The sequence below is a fragment of the Microbacterium trichothecenolyticum genome (assembly GCF_030818955.1).
GTDB classification, from domain to species: Bacteria; Actinomycetota; Actinomycetes; order Actinomycetales; family Microbacteriaceae; genus Microbacterium; species Microbacterium trichothecenolyticum_B.
The window spans coordinates 2,318,822-2,337,348 of record NZ_JAUTBF010000001.1; the positions used below are offsets into that span (position 1 = coordinate 2,318,822).

Sequence of the window (18,527 nt, forward strand, 5' to 3'; positions counted from 1 at the left end):
GGACATGTCAGGCCCCGTTCGGCCAAACCGGCTTCGAGGCCGAGGGCAGCTACTCCACCCCCTTCAGCGCGCCCAGCATGTCGAGTCGACGAAGACGGAGCGCGAGCAGCAATGACGCGCTCAAACCGCACACCACGACGACCACGACGCACACACCGGTGGCGATCGTCGAAGGCGCGGGCGAGTAGTCCACACGGTCGGTGCTGAAAACGGCGAGGTAGGCCGAGAGGAAGCCCATCCCCGCCGGAATGCCGAGGAGCGCACCGGCCAGGGTGGTGGCCACGTTCTCGCGAAGGAGCAAGGCACGGATCTCGCGCGACCGCACCCCCAGCACGATGAGCGTCGCGTAATCGCGCGTGCGTTCGGCAAAGGCCAAGGACCCGAGGTTCAGCAGCACGACGATGGTCAGCATGAGCCCGAACCCCTTGATGAGCGCGAACACGTCGCCGAGACCATCGATCACCTGCTCGGCGTTCGCGCGCCGGGCGTCGCGGGAAAGCACACTCGCGATTCCGGGGCGGCTCATCAACGTCTCTGCCGCGGCGGGCCCGCCGGCCAGCAGCGTGCTCGGCGAGAAGACACCGCCCGAGCGCTCCCAGGCGGACCGCGACAAGAAGAGCCCCTGCGGCTCGCCCACATCGACGATTCCTCGCACCGTCGTCGCTGTGCGCGTCGCCGAGCCGGGCGGGAGCACCGTCACGCGGTCACCGACACTGATTCCGCGTGCCTCGGCGTAAGCGACGCTCACGAGCGCGCCGTCGGTAGGCAGCGGGACGCCGCCGTCACCGTCGCTCAGCCTGTAGAGGTCGCCGTCTGAGAGCACGGTGACGGCCGCCCAACCCGTGTCCCCCTCATCCGGCGACAGGAATGACATCTGCCACTGCACCTCCTCGATCCCGGATGCCAGATGCTCGCCGTCTCGAGCCCACGCGCCCGGAATGAGTCGGGCTTGTGCGTCGAAGACGTATCGCTGCTCGAAAGAGCGATCGACCTGATGATGTAGTGAGTCCGGCATCCCGAATCCTGCGATGAGGAGAGTGGTGCCCCCGACCGTGGCGGCGAGCGCGGTGAGCAGCCGCGCGCGAGCCGTCGCGAGCTCGCGGAGCCCCCATGCGTTCAGGGGCGACATACGCCCGAGCCGGGGAGGGACTCGCCGTTGCGTCGCCAGACCTCCGCGCATCGCCGCGGCCGGCTCGGTGTACCGCATGGATCGGGTGGCGACGACCGACACGAGCGACGCCCCCACGACCAGGGCGATTGCCAGGACCGCGGGAGCCGGCGTGTAAGCCGGGACCCAGGCGACCAGCCCGAAGCTCGGTCGCTGCGACTGCAGGACGAAGAGCGAGAGCACGGGTGCCACCGCCGAGCCGACGAGGGCACCGACGGCGACCACGACGGCGTACTGGGAATAATGCGTGCGCAGGTGCGCGTCGGAGACACCCAGCGCCTTCAGCGTGGCGATGTCCCGCTGCTGTATGTCGACCAGGCGTCGCATCGAGGTGAACACCGCGAGCATCGCCACCGTGAGGAAGAGGCTGAGGAAGAGCAGCGAGAGGCTTCGGATCTGATGGATGCGATCGGTGAGCCCGACCACTCCGGGCAGCGACTCCTCATCGAACATCGCCAGCCGTGCCGCGCCCAGCACACGGGGCGCCTCGGACAGGATGCGCTCCGTCGGACCCGCGAGGGCGATCGACATCCGGGTCGGTCCGAGAGAATCCATCTGCGCAGGCGAGACGTACGCGTACCCGTACGCCGAGGGATCGGGGGCGTACAGACCGTCGGGGCCGTTGTCCGAGACCCGGTCGGCGGCGCGCACCAGTGACGCGACGGTGAAGCGATGCTCTTCTCCCGCGATCTGCAGCGACACGATGTCGTCGGTGTGCAGCGCGTGTGCTTCCGCGAAGGCCGCGTCCAGAGCGATCTCGTCATCGGCGAGCCCGTCGACCACTCCCGCAACCGGCTCCGGAAGATTCATGCGCTCCGACAGCGCACTCACCACGAGCGAACCTCGACCGTCCTCTTCCGCCGCATCGACGAGGCCTGACGCTTCGACATCCGACACCCCGGGGATGTCCCGCAATGCGTCGAGCTGCTCCGGCGACACAGATGAGGCGGTGATCCAGACATCCGCGAGGTGGGCCGCGGCATCCATTCGCTCCTGCTCGACCTGCATCCCCCGCCAGCCACCCTCGAGTCCGCCGTAGACGGCGAGGCAGAGGAGGCTCATGACGAAGACCGCGGCGAATTGGGGAGCGTGCCGTCGCAGGTCGCGACGCAGTTTGCGCCGGAGGAGGGCGGCGACGCTCATGAAACCGGGGGGTGCGAATCGGCCACGACGCGGCCGTCGCGCATCTCGACGACGTGGTCGGCGACATCGCGGATCGTCGGATCGTGCGTGACCACCGCCACCACGGCAAGCCCCTCGCGAGCGATGTCGATCAGCAAAGTCATCACCTCGACGCCGGATGCCGAGTCGAGAGCCCCCGTGGGTTCGTCGCACAACAGCAGAGCAGGGCGCTTCGCGAGCGCGCGCGCGATCGAGACCCTCTGCATCTGCCCGCCTGACAGCTGTTGCGGGAAATGGTCCGCACGGTCTCCCAGACCGACGCGGTCAAGCAATTGCGCCGACGTCTGCACATCGACACCGTGATGAGATGGCAGGCGCCGCGCCAACTCGACGTTCTCGAGCGCGGTGAGTTGAGGCAGGAGGTTGTAGAACTGGAACACGAAACCGACATGGTTGCGTCGGAACTCTGTGAGCTTGCGAGAGCCCATCCCGGTGAACGCGATGCCGTTCAGCGCGGCGTGACCCGCGTCGGGCGTGTCCATCCCTCCGAGAACGTTCAACAGCGTGCTCTTGCCCGATCCGGAGGGGCCGACGATGGCCGCGAGCCGACCCGTATGAAGGTGCACGTTCACGTCATCGAGCGCAGATACCCGCGCCGCGCCCGCACCGTAGCTGCGGGAGAGGCCGGTAGCGTGCAGACCTGTCTCGAGTGGCATCGGATGCGCCTTCATCAGTGCTGGTAGATAAGGCCGCCGTAAAGCGTTCCCGCCCCCGTGCCCACCAGTAGCAGACGCTCGCCTTCAGCGACCCGCGCTCGGTGAAGTGCGGCGGGGATGCTCGCAGCGATGGTGTTCCCGAGCTCCGGGAGCGTGACGATGACCTTTTCCGGCGACCACAACCTCGCCATGAACTGGATCCCCGCGCGACTCGTCTGATGCGGAACCACCCTGTCGTCCGTCCCAGACACACGGCATGACAAAAGCGACATCAATAGCCCCCCGGTAATCGACAGCGCCACCGTCGCGACGCCTGCGACCGACGCTGAACGCGCCGGGACTCCGCAGTCGTCAGTGTGGTCCGTCCATACGAGAGGGTGAGGTGAAGGATTCCCACCCGAGAATCCGGAGCGGAAGGCAGTTTTTCGCGACAACAAGTACGTCAGAACACTTCGCCTGCCGACTCGCCCTGCCACGTGCGTCCGGCCAACGAAACCCCAGTGGCACGCGAGACGAGACGGCGGGCCGGGACCAGCCAGCGCCGTAGCGGTCCAGCCGTCCGACCCCAACGCGTGCGCGTCGTCCGACGCTCACGGCTCGGCGGTTCCGCCGAAGCTACGGCCGCAGCGGTAGCAGCGCGCTCAGGTCGGCACGCACGCCGGATGCCACGATCCGGCCGGACGACACGGCATCCGCCCAGTGCTCCTCGCCGGTGGCGACGGCGATCCAGGTGGCGGCATCGGTCTCGACGACGTTGGGCGGGGTCCCGCGCGTGTGGCGGGGGCCCTCGATCACCTGCACCGCGCCGAAGGGCGGCACGCGCATCTCGACCGAGTTGCCCGGCGCCTTCTCGACCAACAACTGCAGCAGATAGCGCACCGCCGTGGCCGTCACGGCCCGCGGAGCGTCTCCGGCGGCGACGGCAGCGAGCGCGTCGCGGCCGTCACCGGTCTCGATACGGCGGGGAGGCATGGCATCCACGGTACTCGGGGGTCGGGAAGGCGGAGCCCGTCGTCGGAACCGCCCCCGCGACGACGCACGACTCCGGCATATCGGCGTTCGCGGGTCGGGCGACGGCCCGAGCCTGCGGTTTCTTCCTGAGTTGTGTCCTTCGAAGCGGCCACCCCTCGCTCGATAGGCTGGCCGGGTGAGAATCCTGGTCCTCGGTTCGGGCGCGCGCGAGCACGCCATCATCCTCGCCCTGCGCTCCGAGCAGGAGTCGCACGCGATCTTCGCCGCGCCCGGCAACGCCGGCATCGCCCGCGAAGCCCACCTGGTCGACCTGGATCCCCTCGACCCCGAGGCCGTGCTGGTGTTCGCCAAGGCCGAGGCGATCGACCTCGTCGTCGTCGGCCCCGAAGCCCCGCTGGTCGCCGGCGTCGCCGACCCGCTGCGTGCCCACGGCATCCCCGTCTTCGGTCCGGGCAAGGCCGCGGCCCAGCTCGAGGGTTCCAAGACCTATGCGAAGCGCATCATGGATGCCGCGGGCGTCCCCACCGGACGCTCGGTGCGCGCGCACGACCTCGTCACCGTCGAGGCCGCCCTCGACGAATACGGCGCCCCGTTCGTGGTGAAGGCCGACGGGCTGGCCGCGGGTAAGGGCGTCATCGTCACCTCCGACCGTGAGGCCGCTCTCGCGCACGCCGAGACGTACCTGCCGACCGGCGCCGTGCTCATCGAGGAGTTCCTCTCGGGGCCGGAGGTGTCACTGTTCTTCCTCAGCGACGGCGATCACGTCGCCCCGCTCAGCCCCGCGCAGGACTTCAAGCGCCTGCGCGACGGCGACGAAGGCCCCAATACCGGCGGCATGGGCGCGTACTCGCCGCTGCCCTGGTTGAGCGAGCGCTTCGGCGGCGAAGACGAGTTCGTCGACCACGTCACGCGCGTGATCGCCGAGCCCGTGATCCGACAGATGGATGCCGAGGGCACCCCGTTCATCGGACTGCTCTACGCGGGCCTCATCCTCACCGAGCAGGGTGTGAAGGTCATCGAGTTCAACGCCCGCTTCGGCGACCCCGAGACCCAGGTCGTGCTGCCCCGCCTGGTCGACCCGCTGTCGCGACTGCTGTTGACCGCCGCTTCCGGCACCCTCGAGAACGAGCCCCGACCGGCCTTCGCCGATGCTGCCGCCGTCACCGTGGTGCTGGCGAGCGAAGGCTACCCCGAGGCGCCGCTCACCGGGCGCGTGCTCACCGGGATCGACGAGGCCGAAGAGGTCGACGGCGTGCACGTGGCCCACGCCGCGACGGCTCAGCGCGACGGCGATCTGATCGCGACGGGCGGACGCGTGCTGAGCGTCGTCGCCACCGGCACGACGTTCTCGCAAGCGCGGGCGGCCGCCTACGCCGGTCTCGAACGCATCGGTCTCGAGGGCGGGCAGTACCGCACCGATATCGCCGCGCGCGTCGCCCGGGACTGACCGACCCGTTCGCGTCGCCCGGGACTGACCGACCCGTTCGCGTCGCCCGGGCAGTCTTCACCGTCACGGTGGAGGACGAGCGCAGGGCAGGCCCGTTCGCGCGTCGCCCGGACCGAGCCTCGCTCGTCACCCCGCATCGCACGCTCGGCCGGCGCCGGCGGCCGCCGCGCACCCGTGCACATCGCACAAGCCGGTCGAAGCGTTGCGCGAAGTGGCCTGCGTGAGTTTCACCCCCATCGATACGGTGAGAAAAACGCGCGAAAGGCAGTTCACCATGGTCGAGGATACGTCCGCGGACGACGCCGTCGCTCGGATCGGGCTGTTGGACACACCGCCCGAAGAGCGGTTCGACCGCATCACACGCCTGGCGAAAGAGGTCTTCGACGTCGACTACGCGGTCGTCAACGTGGTCAACTCCGAGACGGTCTACACGAAGTCACAGCCACCCGCGTCGCACTTCGTGCACACGCCCATCGCGGATTCGTTCTGCCAGGAGGCGGTCAAGGAGCCACAGCTGCTCGAGGTGTCCGACGGCCGCGCCGACCCCCGTTTCGCGGATCGGGCGATCGTGGCGGAGCACGGCATGCGCTTCTACGCGGGCATCCCGTTGCGCACCGAAGACGGCCACGCCGTCGGCACCCTCTGCCTGCTGGATGCCGAGCCCGGTCGCCTCGACGACCGCCAACGCGATGCATTCGAGCGGTTCGGCCGGTGGGCCGAGGCGGAGATGCGCCAGAGCGAGCCGGTCGAGCAATCGCCCGCGCCGGTCCGCCCCGACGTGCGTGACGTCGTCGGCGACGAGGTGCGCCTGGCATCGTTCGCCCTCCCCCACGGTGCGGTCAGCGGCGACCGAAGCGGGTGGCAGCACGTGGACGGTCGCGTCGTGGTGACGCTCGCCGACGTCATGGGCAAGGGCGAGGCGGCCGGACGCGTGGCGGAGGAACTGCTCGCCGCTCTGCAGGAACTGCGGGATGCCGCTCCGCTCGACGCGCTCGTCGCCGTCGAGGACGAGGGGCGCCGACGGGGCCGCTACAGCAACACCTTCGCAACCGTGTTCCACGCCGTGATCGACACGCGCTCGGGGGTGGTCGACTTCGTCGATGCCGGTCACGGACTGACCCTGGTACTGCACGCCGACGGCAGCACCGAGCGTCTGAGCTCGCGCAACCTGCCGCTGGGGCTGCGGCCCGACGACATCCCCTGGGAACCGGGTCGCGTGTCGGTTCGCCGCGGAGACCTTCTGGTGAGCGTCTCCGACGGCGCCCTCGACGCGTACGATTCCACGCTCGAGAGCCTGCGGATGCTGGCCGACGACCTGCGACGCGCCGCCGGCCCCGCCGGCTTCTTCGATCAGCTCGCCGTCCGCGTGACGGCGCAGAAGGTCGACGACGACGTCACCGCGATCGTGGCATCCGTGCACTGACCCCGGCCGAAAGGTCCCGCCGCGCGCCGTCGTCAGACCGGTTCGGCGAGCAGCGCCTCGATGTCGTCGACGAGACCGGGGGCGCCCGGCGCGACGGCGATGGACGCGCCGATGCGATGGGCGCGGGCGGCGTACGCGGGATCATCGAGGATCCGCAGGACCGCCGAGCGGATGGCATCCGGGGTCGGACGGCCCGTGCGCAGGTTGACACCCACGCCGGCGTACTGCACGCGGGCGGAGGTCTCGACCTTGTCTTCCGAGTCGCCCGCGATCACGATCGGCACGCCGTGACGCATCGCGTGATGCAGTCCGCCGTAGCCGCCGTTGGTGACGAGCACGCTGGTGCGAGAGAGGAGATCGTCGTAGGGCAGGTAGCTCGCGGCGAAGGCGTTGGCGGGCAGCACCGGCAGGGTGTCGACATCGCGACCCCCGGTGGTGACCGCGACCTGCACGGGCAGGTCGGCGAGGGCCGTCAGGGTCGGCTCGATGACCTCGCTGTAATCGGTGTTCGCGACCGTGCCCTGGGTCACGTGCACGAGGGGCAGGTCGGGATCGAGGTCGGCGAACCAGGACGGCGCGGGCACCGGCTGCGCGGCGGCCGTCGCCATCGGCCCGTAGAAGCGCAGCTTGTCGGGAGCGTCGCTGCGGACGTACTCGAACTCGGCGACCGTGAACTGGGCGAGCAGGTCGCTGCGCGAGAGGGCGTCCATGAAGAACGCCCCCTTCAGCGGCGGCGCGCCGACACCCGCCAGGAAGAAATCCATCGACCGGTGCACCGGTCGCAGCACGGCCTGGGCGATCGCGCCCAGCACGCGGTTGCGGATGCGATTGAGTGCGCGGTGGGGCAGCGGTGTGATGCCGAGCCCGTAGGGGGCGGTGTCACGGCTCGAAAACCCGGCGGGGCCGATGCCGCAGAGCACGGTGAGCGGGCGCTGCTCCCGCGGCCGGCTGAAGAGCGTCTGCACGCCCAGGAAGGTCATGTCGTGCAGCACGACGTCGACGGGCTCCTCGGCCAGGATCTCTTCGAGGGCCGCGGCGGCGGGTCCGGCCGGATCGACAAAGGCCTGCTCGACGCCGCGGTTGATCGTGGCGAGACCGCGGTTGCGCCCCTCATCGCCCGCCCCGATGCCGTCGAGGGTGTCGGCCTCGGCCGGCAGGGGGAGGAAGGGGACGCCGGCCCGCTCGACCATCGCGCGGTAGTTGGCGCCGGTCAGCACCCGAACGTGCCAGCCGCGACGCTGCAACTCTTGCGCGACGACGAGGATCGGGCCGACGTGACCGACGGCGGGCATGCTGCACAGGAGGGCGGAACGGGTCATATCGGTGTCTTTCGAGGACGAGACCCACCGCCCACGCGGGGCGGGGGGGGTCTAGGCGAGGTTGTCGGAGAGATGCACGAGCTGGGCCGTGAGCCACGACCGGTAGGCGTCGACATCCCAGCCGCGGGCGACGGTGAAGTGGGTCCACGGGTCGGGCCCCGTGACGAGGCCGAGCACGTCGGCGGCGATTGCGACCTGGTCGACGCGGATGCGCTCGCGCTGGAGGAACCAGCCGGCCGCGATCGTCATGTCGCGATGACGCCGCATCTCGAGGTCGAGGTAGGCGACGCGTACCTCCGGGTCGCTGTCGGCGGCGGCGAGCATGGCCCGCACGATCGCCGCGGAGCGCTGGTTGGCTTCGATGAGGAAGTCGACGTAGCGAGCGATCGCGGTGTCGGTGTCGGGCTCGCCCATGATCGCCCTGAGCTCGGGGCGCTCTGCGAGCGAGTGCCGCCCCTCGTCGCCGGCGAAGCTGCGTTCGAAGGCGGCGATGAGCAGGGCGTGTTTGGGACCGTTCAGGTGCACCGTGGGGATCGACACCCCCGCTTCGGCGGCGATGGCCTTGATCGAGGTCGCGACGTAGCCGTCGGTGACGAAGAGTCGGCCGGCGGCGTCGACGATGTTCGCGCGCGTGGCCGCGGCGTCGGCCTGTCGTTGGGGGGAGTGATAGCTGCGGGGCACGTCGGAAACGCTACTTCGCCACGCCGATGCCCGCCCGGGCGATGAGGAGTCCGGCGACGATCTGCGCCCCGGTGGACACGAAGTACATCGTGTTGGTGAGCGCCTCGACCGAGCTGGTGGCGACGACGACGCCGAGCGCGAAGGCGATGATCGACAGCGCGAGGATCGCCCACCGTGCCGCCCCGGTGAGCACGCGAGCACGCACGATGACGAGGCCGCCGACGAGGAGCAGGATGCCTTGCACGGCCCTCATCCCCACGAGGAAGACCGTGGCGCCGTCGGTGGGCTCCGCTGTCGGCAGCAGGGAGGCCACCAGCAGGTACAGGCTCTGGCTCGCGAGGAAGAACGCCGCGAAGCCGAGCAACGCGAGCTTGCCGACGGTCGACGAGCCCACGGCGCCCTCACCATCGCCACGACCGAGGGCGAGCGGGAACATCGCCGTGACGTGGGCGAGCGTGCTCGCGAGGAACAGCACGCGGAAGGCGAGCGCCGGGCCGGTGTCGACGGCGACGTCGGTTCCGATCTCCAGAGCCGTCGCCGCCGTCAGCAGCACGCCTCCGGTGAGGATCAGGATGCCGGCGACGCGGGGCCACGAGGGGCGGGAGGTGGTCGCGGCGGAAGGGCGGACGGTTGTGGCGGGAGCGGTCATGATGTCTCCTTCGAGAGGCGAGGGCAGGAGCGCGGTCGAGGTGAGAGTACCCCGGATCAGGTTTTGACCATACACGCGTATAAGCGAATTTGGGTAGTCATCCGACCGGCATAACCGAGCGCACCGCCCCGCTCATCCCTTATTTGCACATACAGCCACACAAGCGAAATCTGAGCAAGCGTCGCTCGAGAGGCAGGCGTCCCCGAGAGACCGAGTCCTGTCAGGACCTGCGCGCCGCGCCCGACGAAGATGCGGCGCGTACCTCGCGCCTCACTGGTGGGGTGTCGTGATCTGCGCAGCGGGGCAGTCGAGGACCGGACCGTTCACGGGGATATCGAAGGTGAACGTCAGGCCGGCACCGGGAGCGCTGTCGATCGAGATGCGACCCTGATGCGCCGACACGATCGAGCGCACGGTGGTGAGACCGAGGCCGTACCCCTGAATGGCGTGCGCACGGGCATGGGAAGTGCGGTAAAAGCGGTCGAAGACCCGTCGCTGCTCCGCGGGTGTCAGACCCGCGCCCTCATTCGACACCGTCACCCACGTGTGCTCGCCGTCCGATCCGCACGCGAGGGTGATCCGGGTTCCCGATTCCCCGAACTTGACGGCGTTGGTGAGCACCTCCGTGACCGCGGTCTCGATCCGCGCGCGGTCGGCACGAACGGGCAGAGGACCCACCGAACTCACCTCGATCTGATTGCCCCGCACGTCGGCGAGGGCCCGGACGTAGAGAGCAGCAGCGTCGACGGCCTCGCGCAGGTCGAAATCGACCAGGCTCAGCGGGCGGTCGTCGTCGGTCGCGACCACGAGATCCGAGATGCGCCGGAGCAGGTCGTCCGCACGCCGCATGACGACCTCGATGTACTGCCGCACTTTGGTGTCATGGGGATCGAGGGCATCGTCGATGAGCGAGAGGAAGCCCGTGACGCTCGTGAGAGGGGTGCGCAACTCGTGCGAGGCGGTGCGCAGGAACTGCTCCCTCACCTCGACCGCCTCGACGAACTCGGTGACGTCGTGCACGATGATCACGGTCCCCCGCACCGAGCCGTCGTTTCGGCGGAGCGGGGTGGCCGACGCGATGGTCGCCACCTGCGCCCCCGGCGGACCGATCCAGGCGAGGTGCCCGCGAATGGACCTCGCCCCGCAGAGCGCGGGGGACGAGCTGGTCAGCCGGAGCTGTGGGCGCCGACCGATCCGCACCCGTGGCGTGAACGCCGGCGTAGGGCGGTTCGTCCAGGCGGAACCCGACGGCGTGCGCCATACGGTGCGCCATCGCGTTGGCGAGCTCGAGACGACCTCTGGCGTCGAAGAACGCCACCCCCGCATCGACGGTCTCGAGGATGCCGAGGACCAGTGTCTCGGCATCCTGCGCATCGGCGAGCGCGAGAGCCTGGGCCTTTTGCGCGCGCGCCTCCCGGTCGATGTGATGACGCAGGCGACGGGCAGCCGAGGCGGCGATCACCGCGAGTCCGACATAGGCCAGGGGAAGGGTCGCGGCATTGGCCCATTCGGCGCCGTCGCGCGGCGGTCCTCCCACCCAGACGAAGCGGAGCGCGGCGATGAACGTCGCACCGAGGACGGAGAGCACGATTCCCCACCAGCCGGCGACGAAGGCGACCCACAGAATCGGCAGGAATCGCCAGCATCGTGACACCGGGGAACACCGTCACCACGTCGGCCGTGATGGCCGCGACGGCCACGATATCGAGGACGGGAATCTGGATCATCCATCCCGCGTACAAGCTCTTCCAGGGCAGAACCAGCGCCAGAACGGTCGCTGCGATGCCGATGAGCACTCCCCCGGGCACCAGCGGCCGAGTGAAGGACGCGGGCTGGATGATGACGATCACCACGACGACGTAGGCGAGTCCGACGATGAACGGCAGTTGGGTGCGCACGAAGATGGCGCGACGGTCGACCGCGTTGTGCCGCAGACCGAGTAACGGCATCGGTCGCCCCCGCCTACTACGCCGTTCGAACTGTGACAAACGGCCCGAAAACGAACGAAACATACCACAGAAGAAGGCGTCGCCGCCCTGACGGGCGACGACGCCTTCTCTCGGCGTCCGGACTACTCGGCAGCGCGAGCGGGCTCCGCACGCAGTGCCGGGGCGGCGTCTCGCGAAGTCCCGTGCGGTCGGACCACCGACGGGCGACGCAGAAAGAGCACGGCGATCAGGCCGACGCCGATCACGGCGACGGGCAAGAACAGCGACTGCCCCATGGCCTGAGAGAACCCGGCGACGATCTGCGGCGGCAGCGAACCGGCGCCGAAGCTCGCCGTGGCATCCCCTGCGCCCGGCAGGTTCGCCTCGAGACGCGCCTGCATGAACGCGGCGATGGATGCCGAGCCGATGACCGAACCGACGGTACGGGTCGTGTTGTAGATACCCGCGCCGGCGCCCGCCTGCCGCGGCGGCAGGTTGCGCGTGGCGGTCGTCGCGAGCGGGCCCCACATGCCGGCGTTACCGACGCCCATGAGGGCCGAGGGGATGAGGAACGCCCAGATCGGGGCGTCGCTGAGGATCAGCACGGTGTAGAGCCCGAGCGAACCGCCGACCAGCAGAAGACCGGGGACGAGCAGGAATCGGGGGTCGGTGCGGTCGAGGAGCTTGCCGGCGAACGGCGCGAGCACGCCCGACAGGATCGCGAGCGGGATCAGCAGCAGCGCCGACTCCGTGGGGGTGAGGCCGCGAGCGAGCTGGAGGTAGAACATCTGCGGCAGCGCCATGCTCGTGACGGTGAAGCCGACGGTGGCGATGGCCAGGTTCGCGATCGAGAAGTTGCGGTCGCGGAACAGGGCGAGCGGAACGAGGGGCTCCCCCGTGCTGCGGGCCTGCGTCCAGACGAAGACGCCCATCACCACGACGCCCGCCGCCACCATGCCCCAGATCCACGCGGCCCAGGAGTAGTGCTCGCCCTCCTGCAGGCCGAACACGATGAGGAAGAGCCCGAGCGCGCTCAGCACGACACCGAGGATGTCGAACTTGTGGGAGCTACGCGGCAGCTGCGGAACCAGGATGAGCGCGGCGATGAAACCGATCACCCCGACGGGGATGTTGATGAAGAAGATCCACTCCCACCCGAGGCCGTCGACGAGCAGGCCGCCCGCGAGCGGGCCGACGAGCACCGCGACACCGGCCGTCGCCCCCCACAGGCCCATCGCGGCGCCTCGGCGCTGCGGCGGGAAGGTGCGGGTGATGACCGCCATCGTCTGCGGCGTGACGAGGGCGGCCCCCAGTCCCTGGATGGCGCGAGCGACGATGAGCATCTCGAGCGATGACGACAGTCCGCACGCGAGCGAGGCCAGCGTGAAGAGAGCGAGCCCGACGAGGTAGATGTTCTTGGGGCCGAACCGGTCGCCGAGGCGGCCGGTGATCAGCAGGGGCACGGCGTAGGTCAGCAGGTAGGCGCTGGTCACCCACACGACGTTGTCGAGGTTGCCGGTGTGGGGATCGAGCGCGGCCTTGATGGCGGGGTTGGCCACCGAGACGATCGTGGTGTCGACCAGGATCATGAAGAACCCGATGACGAGCGCCCAGAGAGCGGGCCAGGGGTTGCGTTCGGAAGTCGAGGGGGATGCCGTGGATGCGGCGCGGGAGTCGGTCATGGGGTGGTCTCCTTCGAGACGCGGTTCTTCTTCGTGAGGTGTTCGGGAATCTCGGCGACGCCCCACGGCAGGGAGCGGTCGGCGAGACGGGCGCGCAGGCCGTCCTGCCAGGCGACCTCCGCGTCGAGCAGAGCGGCCTGCCGCTGCATCTCGACGAGGAACTGCTCGGGGATGGCGTTGTCCGCCGCCCACGCGAGGCTCGCGCGATGCGCGTCGACGGACTCGACGAGCAGCGCGCGACGTTGGTCGAGCAGGCCGACGACGTCGTCGCGCTCGAGGTTGTGGGCTTCGGAGAGGGCGACGCGGAAGTCGCTCTGTCGGTCGATCTGCGGCAGCTCGACCCGGATCCACTCCTCGACGGCGTGACGACCCGCGTCCAGCAGCGTGTACGTGGTGCGTTCGGGACGGTTGCCGTCGCGATCGACGCCGACCTCGGCGAGAAGGCCGTCGCGCTCGAGACGGGCGACCGTGTGGTAGATCGTGCCCTTCTGCAGGGGAACGAGCCGATCGTCGCGGCGCTCCTTCAACAAGCGCATCAGCTCGTACGGGTGCATGTCGCTCTCGCGGAGCGTGGCGAGGATCATGACCGCGAGCGGGGTGAGGCGGGTCTGCTCCGGCATCCGTCCTCCTCATGGTCCGTGTCGACTAGTCCACATGGACTATACGCCCTCCCCGCGCGGCGCGCGAGGCGCCCGAGTGAACGTCGAGTGTCCAAGACACGCCGCGCCCTCCCCGCGCTGGACGGCATGTTCTGGACGCTCGACGAAGTGGGCGGGGCTTGAGGGGGGCGGATGCCGGGGCGCGGTGCGGGGCATCCAGGGGGGTGAGTGTCGGGGACACGCCGCGTTCGACGCTGGTCACGCGGCGTGTCTTGGACACTCGACGGGTGGAAGAGGCGGCTACGCGCCGGGCGACGGGGGCGCCTCGGCGGAGGGGGCGGCCGCGCGACGCCGGCCCCACCGCGCGGGCAACCCGAAGATGCCGCGCTGGTTGGGTTCTTCGACCTCGAGTCCGTAGTGCTCCCCGATCGCATCGCGAAGCGCTGCCCGCTCCGCGCGGTCGTACGCCCGCATCTCGCGCCGGAAGGCCGTCACCGTGGCCCCGCAGATCGCCAGCAGCACGAGGCTGAACGGCAGGGCGATGCTGATCGCGGCGGTCTGCAACGCGGTGAGACCACCCGCCAGCAGCAGCGCGAAGGCGATGAGCGAGGTCGCAAGGGTGAAGAAGATGCGCACCCAGCGTTTGGGCTCCTCCTCGCCGCCCGTCGCGATCATGCCCATCACCAGGGCGCCGGAGTCGGCCGAGGTCACGAAGAAGATCCCGATCAGGATGAGGAAACCGACCGACAGGAAGACGGTGCCGGGCACGCTCTCGAGCAGCTGGAACAGCGCGGTCGACACGTTCACCGACCCGTCCGCCCCCACCAATGAGACCGTGCCGGTCAGCTCGCCGTAGATGGCGGTGCCACCGAGCACCGTGAACCACAGGATGCCGACGAGCGTGGGAACCAGGATCACCCCGGTGACGAACTCTCGCACGGTACGACCGCGGGAGATGCGCGCGATGAAGATGCCGACGAAGGGGGCCCACGAGATCCACCAGCCCCAGTAGAACGAGGTCCAGACGCCCTGCCAGGCCACCCCCTCTTCGCCGGAGTACGCGCTCGTGGTGAACGACAGACCGACGAAGTTCTGGATGTAGTTGCCGATCGACTGCACGACGTCGCGCAGCAGGAACTCGGTGGGACCGGCGAACAGCAGGTACAGCATCAGCAGACCCGCGAGCACGAGGTTGATGTTCGACAGCCATTTCATGCCCTTGCCGACGCCGGACAGCACCGAGAACAGCACGAAGCCGGTGATGATGCCGACGATGATGGCCTCGCTGATCACCGACGGCGACGCGATGCCGAGGTAGTCCAGACCGGCGCTGATCTGGATGACGCCGAGCCCCAGCGAGGTGGCGACACCGAAGAGCGTGCCGACGAGGGCGGCGACATCGACGGCGTTGCCCCATGCTCCTTGCACGAGCCGCGCGCCGAGAAGGGGCTCGAGCGCCCAGCGGATCGTACGCGGGCGCCTGCGCCGGTGGAACGCGTACGCGAGAGCGAGACCGATGACGACATAGATCGACCATGCGTGCACGCCCCAGTGCAGGAACGTCTGTGACATCGCCTGCTGCGCGAGCTGGCTCGGCGTGCCGGCGACGCCCGGGCGCGGCTCGACGAAGTGGCTGAGCGGCTCGCTCACGCCGTAGAACACCAGGCCGATCCCCATCCCGGCGGCGAAGAGGAGCGAGAACCACGACATCGTCGAGAACTCGGGCTCGTCGTCGTCCTGTCCGAGCGTGATCGACCCGAACCGGCTGAACCCCATCGCCAGCGCGAACACCACGAAGAAGGCTGCGATCAGGACGTAGTACCAGTTGAACGCCGAGACGATCGTGGTCTGCACCGCGCCGAAGGTCGCTTCGGCCGCAGACGGGAAGATCATCGCGAACGCGATGAACGCCAGGGCGATCGCGGCGGCGGGCCAGAACACCCACCCCCGGATGGTCGCGTGCCGGCTTCCGGCGTGGGGATCGATGGACACCGCGGTATCGGGGATTGCCTCGGTCATCCTTCGAGGGTAGCCAGGCCGCCCCGCACGCCTCCGGGGCAGGCGCGCGGGGCGGGGGTGTGACACAATCCGCACGGGCACCCGGGCCCGGCACCCGCGATAATGGGCGGGTGACCTCCGCTCCCCCGCTCGAGCTTCCCGGCTGGCGCCACGTCTATTCCGGCAAGGTGCGCGACCTCTACGTCCCCGCCGACACCGCCGAGAACGCCCGCCCCGCGCACCTGCTCGTCGTCGCCAGCGACCGCGTCAGCGCGTTCGACCACGTGCTCTCCCCCGGCATCCCCGACAAGGGCGTACTGCTGACGACGTTGAGCCTGTGGTGGTTCGACCAGCTCGCCGGTGCCGACGGCGGCCGCGGCATCCCCAATCACCTCGCCGCGGAACACGCTCTCGTGGGCGACGACGCCGTGAGCCTGATCCCGGATGCCGTGCAGGGGCGCGCGATGCTGGTTCGCTCGCTCGACATGCAGCCGATCGAGTGCGTCGTGCGCGGGTATCTCACCGGCTCCGGCTGGGCCGAGTACCAGTCATCGGGCACCGTGTGCGGCATCCCCCTCCCCGAGGGGCTGAACGACGGCGACCGCCTGCCGGAGCCGCTGTACACCCCCGCGTTCAAGGCGCCGATGGGCGAGCACGACGAGAACATCAGCTTCGAGCGCTCCGCCGAGATCGTCGGCGTCGACACGGCGGAGGCGCTTCGCGACCTCTCGCTCGAGATCTACCGCCGGGCCTCGACGACCGCCGAGGCCCGGGGCCTGATCCTGGCCGACACGAAGTTCGAGTTCGGCTTCGACGCCGATGGTGTGCTGACCCTCGCCGACGAGGTGCTGACGTCGGACTCGTCGCGCTACTGGGACGCCGAGGCCTGGCGCACCGGCGAGACCCCCGCCGAGCGCATGGCGAGCTTCGACAAGCAGATCGTGCGCAACTGGCTCGCGGCGAACTGGGACAAGCAGGGCGAGCCGCCCGCCCTCCCCGCCGAGATCGTCGAGAGAACCCGCGACCGCTACGCGGAGCTGCTGCAGCTGCTCACGGCATCCTGATCGTCGCCCCGCGGCGGCGTGTGACCGCCCGCCGCCCGCGCGATCTCGGCATCCCTTCCCGCCCCCATGAGGAGACACATGTTCCGCTGGACCCTGCACGGAAACGGCCGCACCGTCGAACCCGGAGCGGTCGTCGCGCCGGGTGAGCGCCTGAACTGGGCCGCCACGATCGCGATCGGCCTGCAGCACGTGATCGCCATGTTCGGCGCCACGTTCCTCGTGCCGGTGCTGACCGGCTTCCCCGTGTCGACGACGCTGATGTTCTCGGGCGTCGGCACCCTGCTGTTCCTCCTCGTCACCCGCAATCGGCTGCCCAGTTACCTCGGTTCCTCGTTCGCGTTCATCGCGCCGGTCACGGCGGCCACCGCGACCGCCGGCATGGGCTCCGCCCTGGCCGGCATCGTCGCCGTCGGCATTCTGCTGGCCGCGATCGGGCTTGTCGTGCAGTTCGTCGGGCTCGGGTGGGTCGATCGGGTCATGCCGCCCGTCGTCGCGGGGGCCATCGTCGCCCTCATCGGCTTCAACCTGGCACCGGTCGCCTGGCAGAGCTTCCAGAAGCAGCCCCTTCCGGGCACGATCACGCTGGTCGCCGTCATCCTGTTCAGCGTGCTGTTCCGCGGGTTCCTGGGCCGCATCTCGATCTTCCTCGGGGTGATCGTCGGCTACGTCGCGACGGTGCTGATCCAGGCCGCCACCGGCGAGACCCTCATCGACTTCGCCGCCGTCGAGACCGCCCCGTGGGTGGGACTGCCGACCTTCCACGTCGCCGACTTCGCCTCGCCCCAGACGTGGTCGGTGATCGCGATGTTCCTGCCCGTCGTGCTCGTGCTCGTCGCCGAGAACGTCGGTCACGTGCGCGGCGTCGCGGCGATGACGGATGCCACGGCCAACCGTTCCACCGGACGCGCCCTCATCGCCGACGGCGTCGCCACCACCCTGGCCGGCACCTTCGGCGGCTCGGGAACCACGACCTACGGCGAGAACATCGGCGTGATGGCCGCGACGCGCGTGTACTCCACGGCGGTGTACTGGGTGGCCGGTCTCGCAGCGATCCTGCTGAGCCTGTCGCCCAAGGTCGGCGCGGTCTTCAACACCATCCCGCCGGGGGTGCTCGGCGGTGTGACGACCGCGCTGTACGGCCTGATCGGCATCATCGGCATCAAGATCTGGGTCGACAACCGCGTCGATTTCTCGCGCCCGGTCAACCAGTACACCGGCGCGGTGGCCCTGGTGCTCGCGATCGCCGGCTTCACGATGCAGTTCGGCGACTTCCAGCTCGGTGCCATCGTGCTCGGCTCCGTCGCGGCGCTGGTCATCTACCACCTCGGCAACGCCATCGCCCGGGCCCGCCACACCGGCGCCGACGACGGCGGTCCGATCCCCGCGGTGGGCCCGCTGGGCGGCGACCCGGTCTGACCCGGCACGCCCGCCGATCCTCGCCCCGCGCCGGGGAAGGGAGGCGGCGGGCCGGGCGGCGACCCGTCGCGACACCCGTCGGCTGATCCGTCACGCGGAGAACGGTCTCGACACGCCGGGTGTGGGCTCCCCTGGACGGCGTGTCGCTGGGCGACTCCGCACGACGGCCCACACGTACGGCACCCCCGGGCGATCGCCCCGGCCCCGGGGCGCGGACCGTCACGCGGAGAACGGCCAAGACACGCCGCGTGGGGGCTCCTCGGCGCGGCGCGCCGCACCTGGACTCCGCACGACGGTCCGAACCTCGAGCCCGCACGGCAACCCACAGCCGCCGCGCCCGAGC

At 69.8% G+C, this 18,527-nt stretch carries 16 protein-coding genes; 5 read left to right on the forward strand and 11 right to left on the reverse strand.

Annotation, left to right across the window (positions count from 1 at the left end; all coding sequences use genetic code 11):
- Positions 1-49: 49 nt before the first annotated feature.
- The 4 genes from QE412_RS10965 to QE412_RS10975 all read right to left on the reverse strand — a co-directional run bounded on the left by QE412_RS10965 (position 50) and on the right by QE412_RS10975 (position 3,978).
- On the reverse strand, positions 50-2,311 hold the full coding sequence (locus QE412_RS10965; protein WP_307483449.1) for an ABC transporter permease: 2,262 nt from the start codon (positions 2,309-2,311) through the stop codon (positions 50-52).
- On the reverse strand, positions 2,308-3,006 hold the full coding sequence (locus tag QE412_RS10970) for an ABC transporter ATP-binding protein (RefSeq protein ID WP_307483452.1): 699 nt from the start codon (positions 3,004-3,006) through the stop codon (positions 2,308-2,310). The genes QE412_RS10965 and QE412_RS10970 overlap by 4 nt, the downstream gene beginning before the upstream one ends.
- Before the next feature lie 14 nt (positions 3,007-3,020).
- Positions 3,021-3,278, reverse strand: a complete 258-nt coding sequence (locus tag QE412_RS17745) for a 3-oxoacyl-[acyl-carrier-protein] synthase III C-terminal domain-containing protein (RefSeq protein WP_373426574.1) — start codon at positions 3,276-3,278, stop codon at positions 3,021-3,023.
- 343 nt (positions 3,279-3,621) lie between these two features.
- Positions 3,622-3,978, reverse strand: coding sequence for a sterol carrier family protein (locus tag QE412_RS10975; protein WP_307483454.1), 357 nt, complete (start codon positions 3,976-3,978; stop codon positions 3,622-3,624).
- 175 nt (positions 3,979-4,153) lie between these two features.
- On the opposite strand from QE412_RS10975, the gene purD reads away from it, so the two are divergent.
- Positions 4,154-5,425 (forward strand): phosphoribosylamine--glycine ligase, encoded by a 1,272-nt coding sequence (purD, locus tag QE412_RS10980; protein WP_307483457.1) that lies wholly within the window; start codon positions 4,154-4,156, stop codon positions 5,423-5,425.
- Positions 5,426-5,699: 274 nt separating this feature from the next.
- Positions 5,700-6,848: a SpoIIE family protein phosphatase gene (locus QE412_RS10985; protein WP_307483459.1), complete on the forward strand. Its 1,149-nt coding sequence runs from the start codon at positions 5,700-5,702 to the stop codon at positions 6,846-6,848.
- A 32-nt stretch (positions 6,849-6,880) separates the two neighbouring features.
- Here the strand turns inward: QE412_RS10985 and QE412_RS10990 are convergent, their stop codons facing one another.
- The 4 genes from QE412_RS10990 to QE412_RS11005 all read right to left on the reverse strand — a co-directional run bounded on the left by QE412_RS10990 (position 6,881) and on the right by QE412_RS11005 (position 10,586).
- Complete coding sequence (locus tag QE412_RS10990; RefSeq protein WP_307483462.1) at positions 6,881-8,167, reverse strand: glycosyltransferase; 1,287 nt, start codon at positions 8,165-8,167, stop codon at positions 6,881-6,883.
- Between the two features lie 51 nt (positions 8,168-8,218).
- Entirely contained in the window at positions 8,219-8,848 is a 630-nt protein-coding gene (locus tag QE412_RS10995; protein WP_307483464.1) for a TetR/AcrR family transcriptional regulator, read from the reverse strand.
- Between the two features lie 10 nt (positions 8,849-8,858).
- The gene (locus QE412_RS11000) at positions 8,859-9,497 is read right to left on the reverse strand and encodes a hypothetical protein (RefSeq protein ID WP_307483466.1); all 639 of its coding nucleotides are present in this window, start codon (positions 9,495-9,497) and stop codon (positions 8,859-8,861) included.
- A 270-nt stretch (positions 9,498-9,767) separates the two neighbouring features.
- Positions 9,768-10,586, reverse strand: coding sequence for a sensor histidine kinase (locus tag QE412_RS11005; protein ID WP_307483468.1), 819 nt, complete (start codon positions 10,584-10,586; stop codon positions 9,768-9,770).
- A 40-nt stretch (positions 10,587-10,626) separates the two neighbouring features.
- Between QE412_RS11005 and QE412_RS11010 the strand changes: the two genes are divergently transcribed.
- A complete protein-coding gene (locus QE412_RS11010; RefSeq protein WP_307483471.1) occupies positions 10,627-11,148 on the forward strand; it encodes a hypothetical protein in 522 nt (173 codons plus the stop codon).
- 420 nt (positions 11,149-11,568) lie between these two features.
- Here the strand turns inward: QE412_RS11010 and QE412_RS11015 are convergent, their stop codons facing one another.
- The 3 genes from QE412_RS11015 to QE412_RS11025 form a co-directional block, all read right to left on the reverse strand.
- Positions 11,569-13,107, reverse strand: coding sequence for a DHA2 family efflux MFS transporter permease subunit (locus QE412_RS11015; RefSeq protein WP_307483474.1), 1,539 nt, complete (start codon positions 13,105-13,107; stop codon positions 11,569-11,571).
- Complete coding sequence (locus QE412_RS11020) at positions 13,104-13,727, reverse strand: PadR family transcriptional regulator (protein WP_307483477.1); 624 nt, start codon at positions 13,725-13,727, stop codon at positions 13,104-13,106. Before QE412_RS11020 ends, QE412_RS11015 begins: the two co-directional genes overlap by 4 nt.
- A 279-nt stretch (positions 13,728-14,006) precedes the next feature.
- A complete protein-coding gene (locus QE412_RS11025) occupies positions 14,007-15,725 on the reverse strand; it encodes a BCCT family transporter (protein WP_307483479.1) in 1,719 nt (572 codons plus the stop codon).
- A gap of 110 nt (positions 15,726-15,835) precedes the next feature.
- Between QE412_RS11025 and QE412_RS11030 the strand changes: the two genes are divergently transcribed.
- Positions 15,836-16,768, forward strand: a complete 933-nt coding sequence (locus QE412_RS11030) for a phosphoribosylaminoimidazolesuccinocarboxamide synthase (protein WP_307483482.1) — start codon at positions 15,836-15,838, stop codon at positions 16,766-16,768.
- A 78-nt stretch (positions 16,769-16,846) separates the two neighbouring features.
- A complete protein-coding gene (locus QE412_RS11035) occupies positions 16,847-18,184 on the forward strand; it encodes a uracil-xanthine permease family protein (RefSeq protein WP_307483485.1) in 1,338 nt (445 codons plus the stop codon).
- Positions 18,185-18,527 lie beyond the last annotated feature (343 nt).

Coding starts and splice junctions, on each gene's coding strand:
- QE412_RS10965 (WP_307483449.1), bottom strand. CDS start 2,311: ATGAGCGTCGCCGCCCTCCTCCGGCGCAAACTGCGTCGCGACCTGCGA.
- QE412_RS10970 (WP_307483452.1), bottom strand. CDS start 3,006: ATGCCACTCGAGACAGGTCTGCACGCTACCGGCCTCTCCCGCAGCTAC.
- QE412_RS17745 (WP_373426574.1), bottom strand. CDS start 3,278: ATGTCGCTTTTGTCATGCCGTGTGTCTGGGACGGACGACAGGGTGGTT.
- QE412_RS10975 (WP_307483454.1), bottom strand. CDS start 3,978: ATGCCTCCCCGCCGTATCGAGACCGGTGACGGCCGCGACGCGCTCGCT.
- QE412_RS10985 (WP_307483459.1), top strand. CDS start 5,700: ATGGTCGAGGATACGTCCGCGGACGACGCCGTCGCTCGGATCGGGCTG.
- QE412_RS10990 (WP_307483462.1), bottom strand. CDS start 8,167: ATGACCCGTTCCGCCCTCCTGTGCAGCATGCCCGCCGTCGGTCACGTC.
- QE412_RS11000 (WP_307483466.1), bottom strand. CDS start 9,497: ATGACCGCTCCCGCCACAACCGTCCGCCCTTCCGCCGCGACCACCTCC.
- QE412_RS11010 (WP_307483471.1), top strand. CDS start 10,627: ATGGACCTCGCCCCGCAGAGCGCGGGGGACGAGCTGGTCAGCCGGAGC.
- QE412_RS11015 (WP_307483474.1), bottom strand. CDS start 13,107: ATGACCGACTCCCGCGCCGCATCCACGGCATCCCCCTCGACTTCCGAA.
- QE412_RS11020 (WP_307483477.1), bottom strand. CDS start 13,727: ATGCCGGAGCAGACCCGCCTCACCCCGCTCGCGGTCATGATCCTCGCC.
- QE412_RS11025 (WP_307483479.1), bottom strand. CDS start 15,725: ATGACCGAGGCAATCCCCGATACCGCGGTGTCCATCGATCCCCACGCC.
- QE412_RS11035 (WP_307483485.1), top strand. CDS start 16,847: ATGTTCCGCTGGACCCTGCACGGAAACGGCCGCACCGTCGAACCCGGA.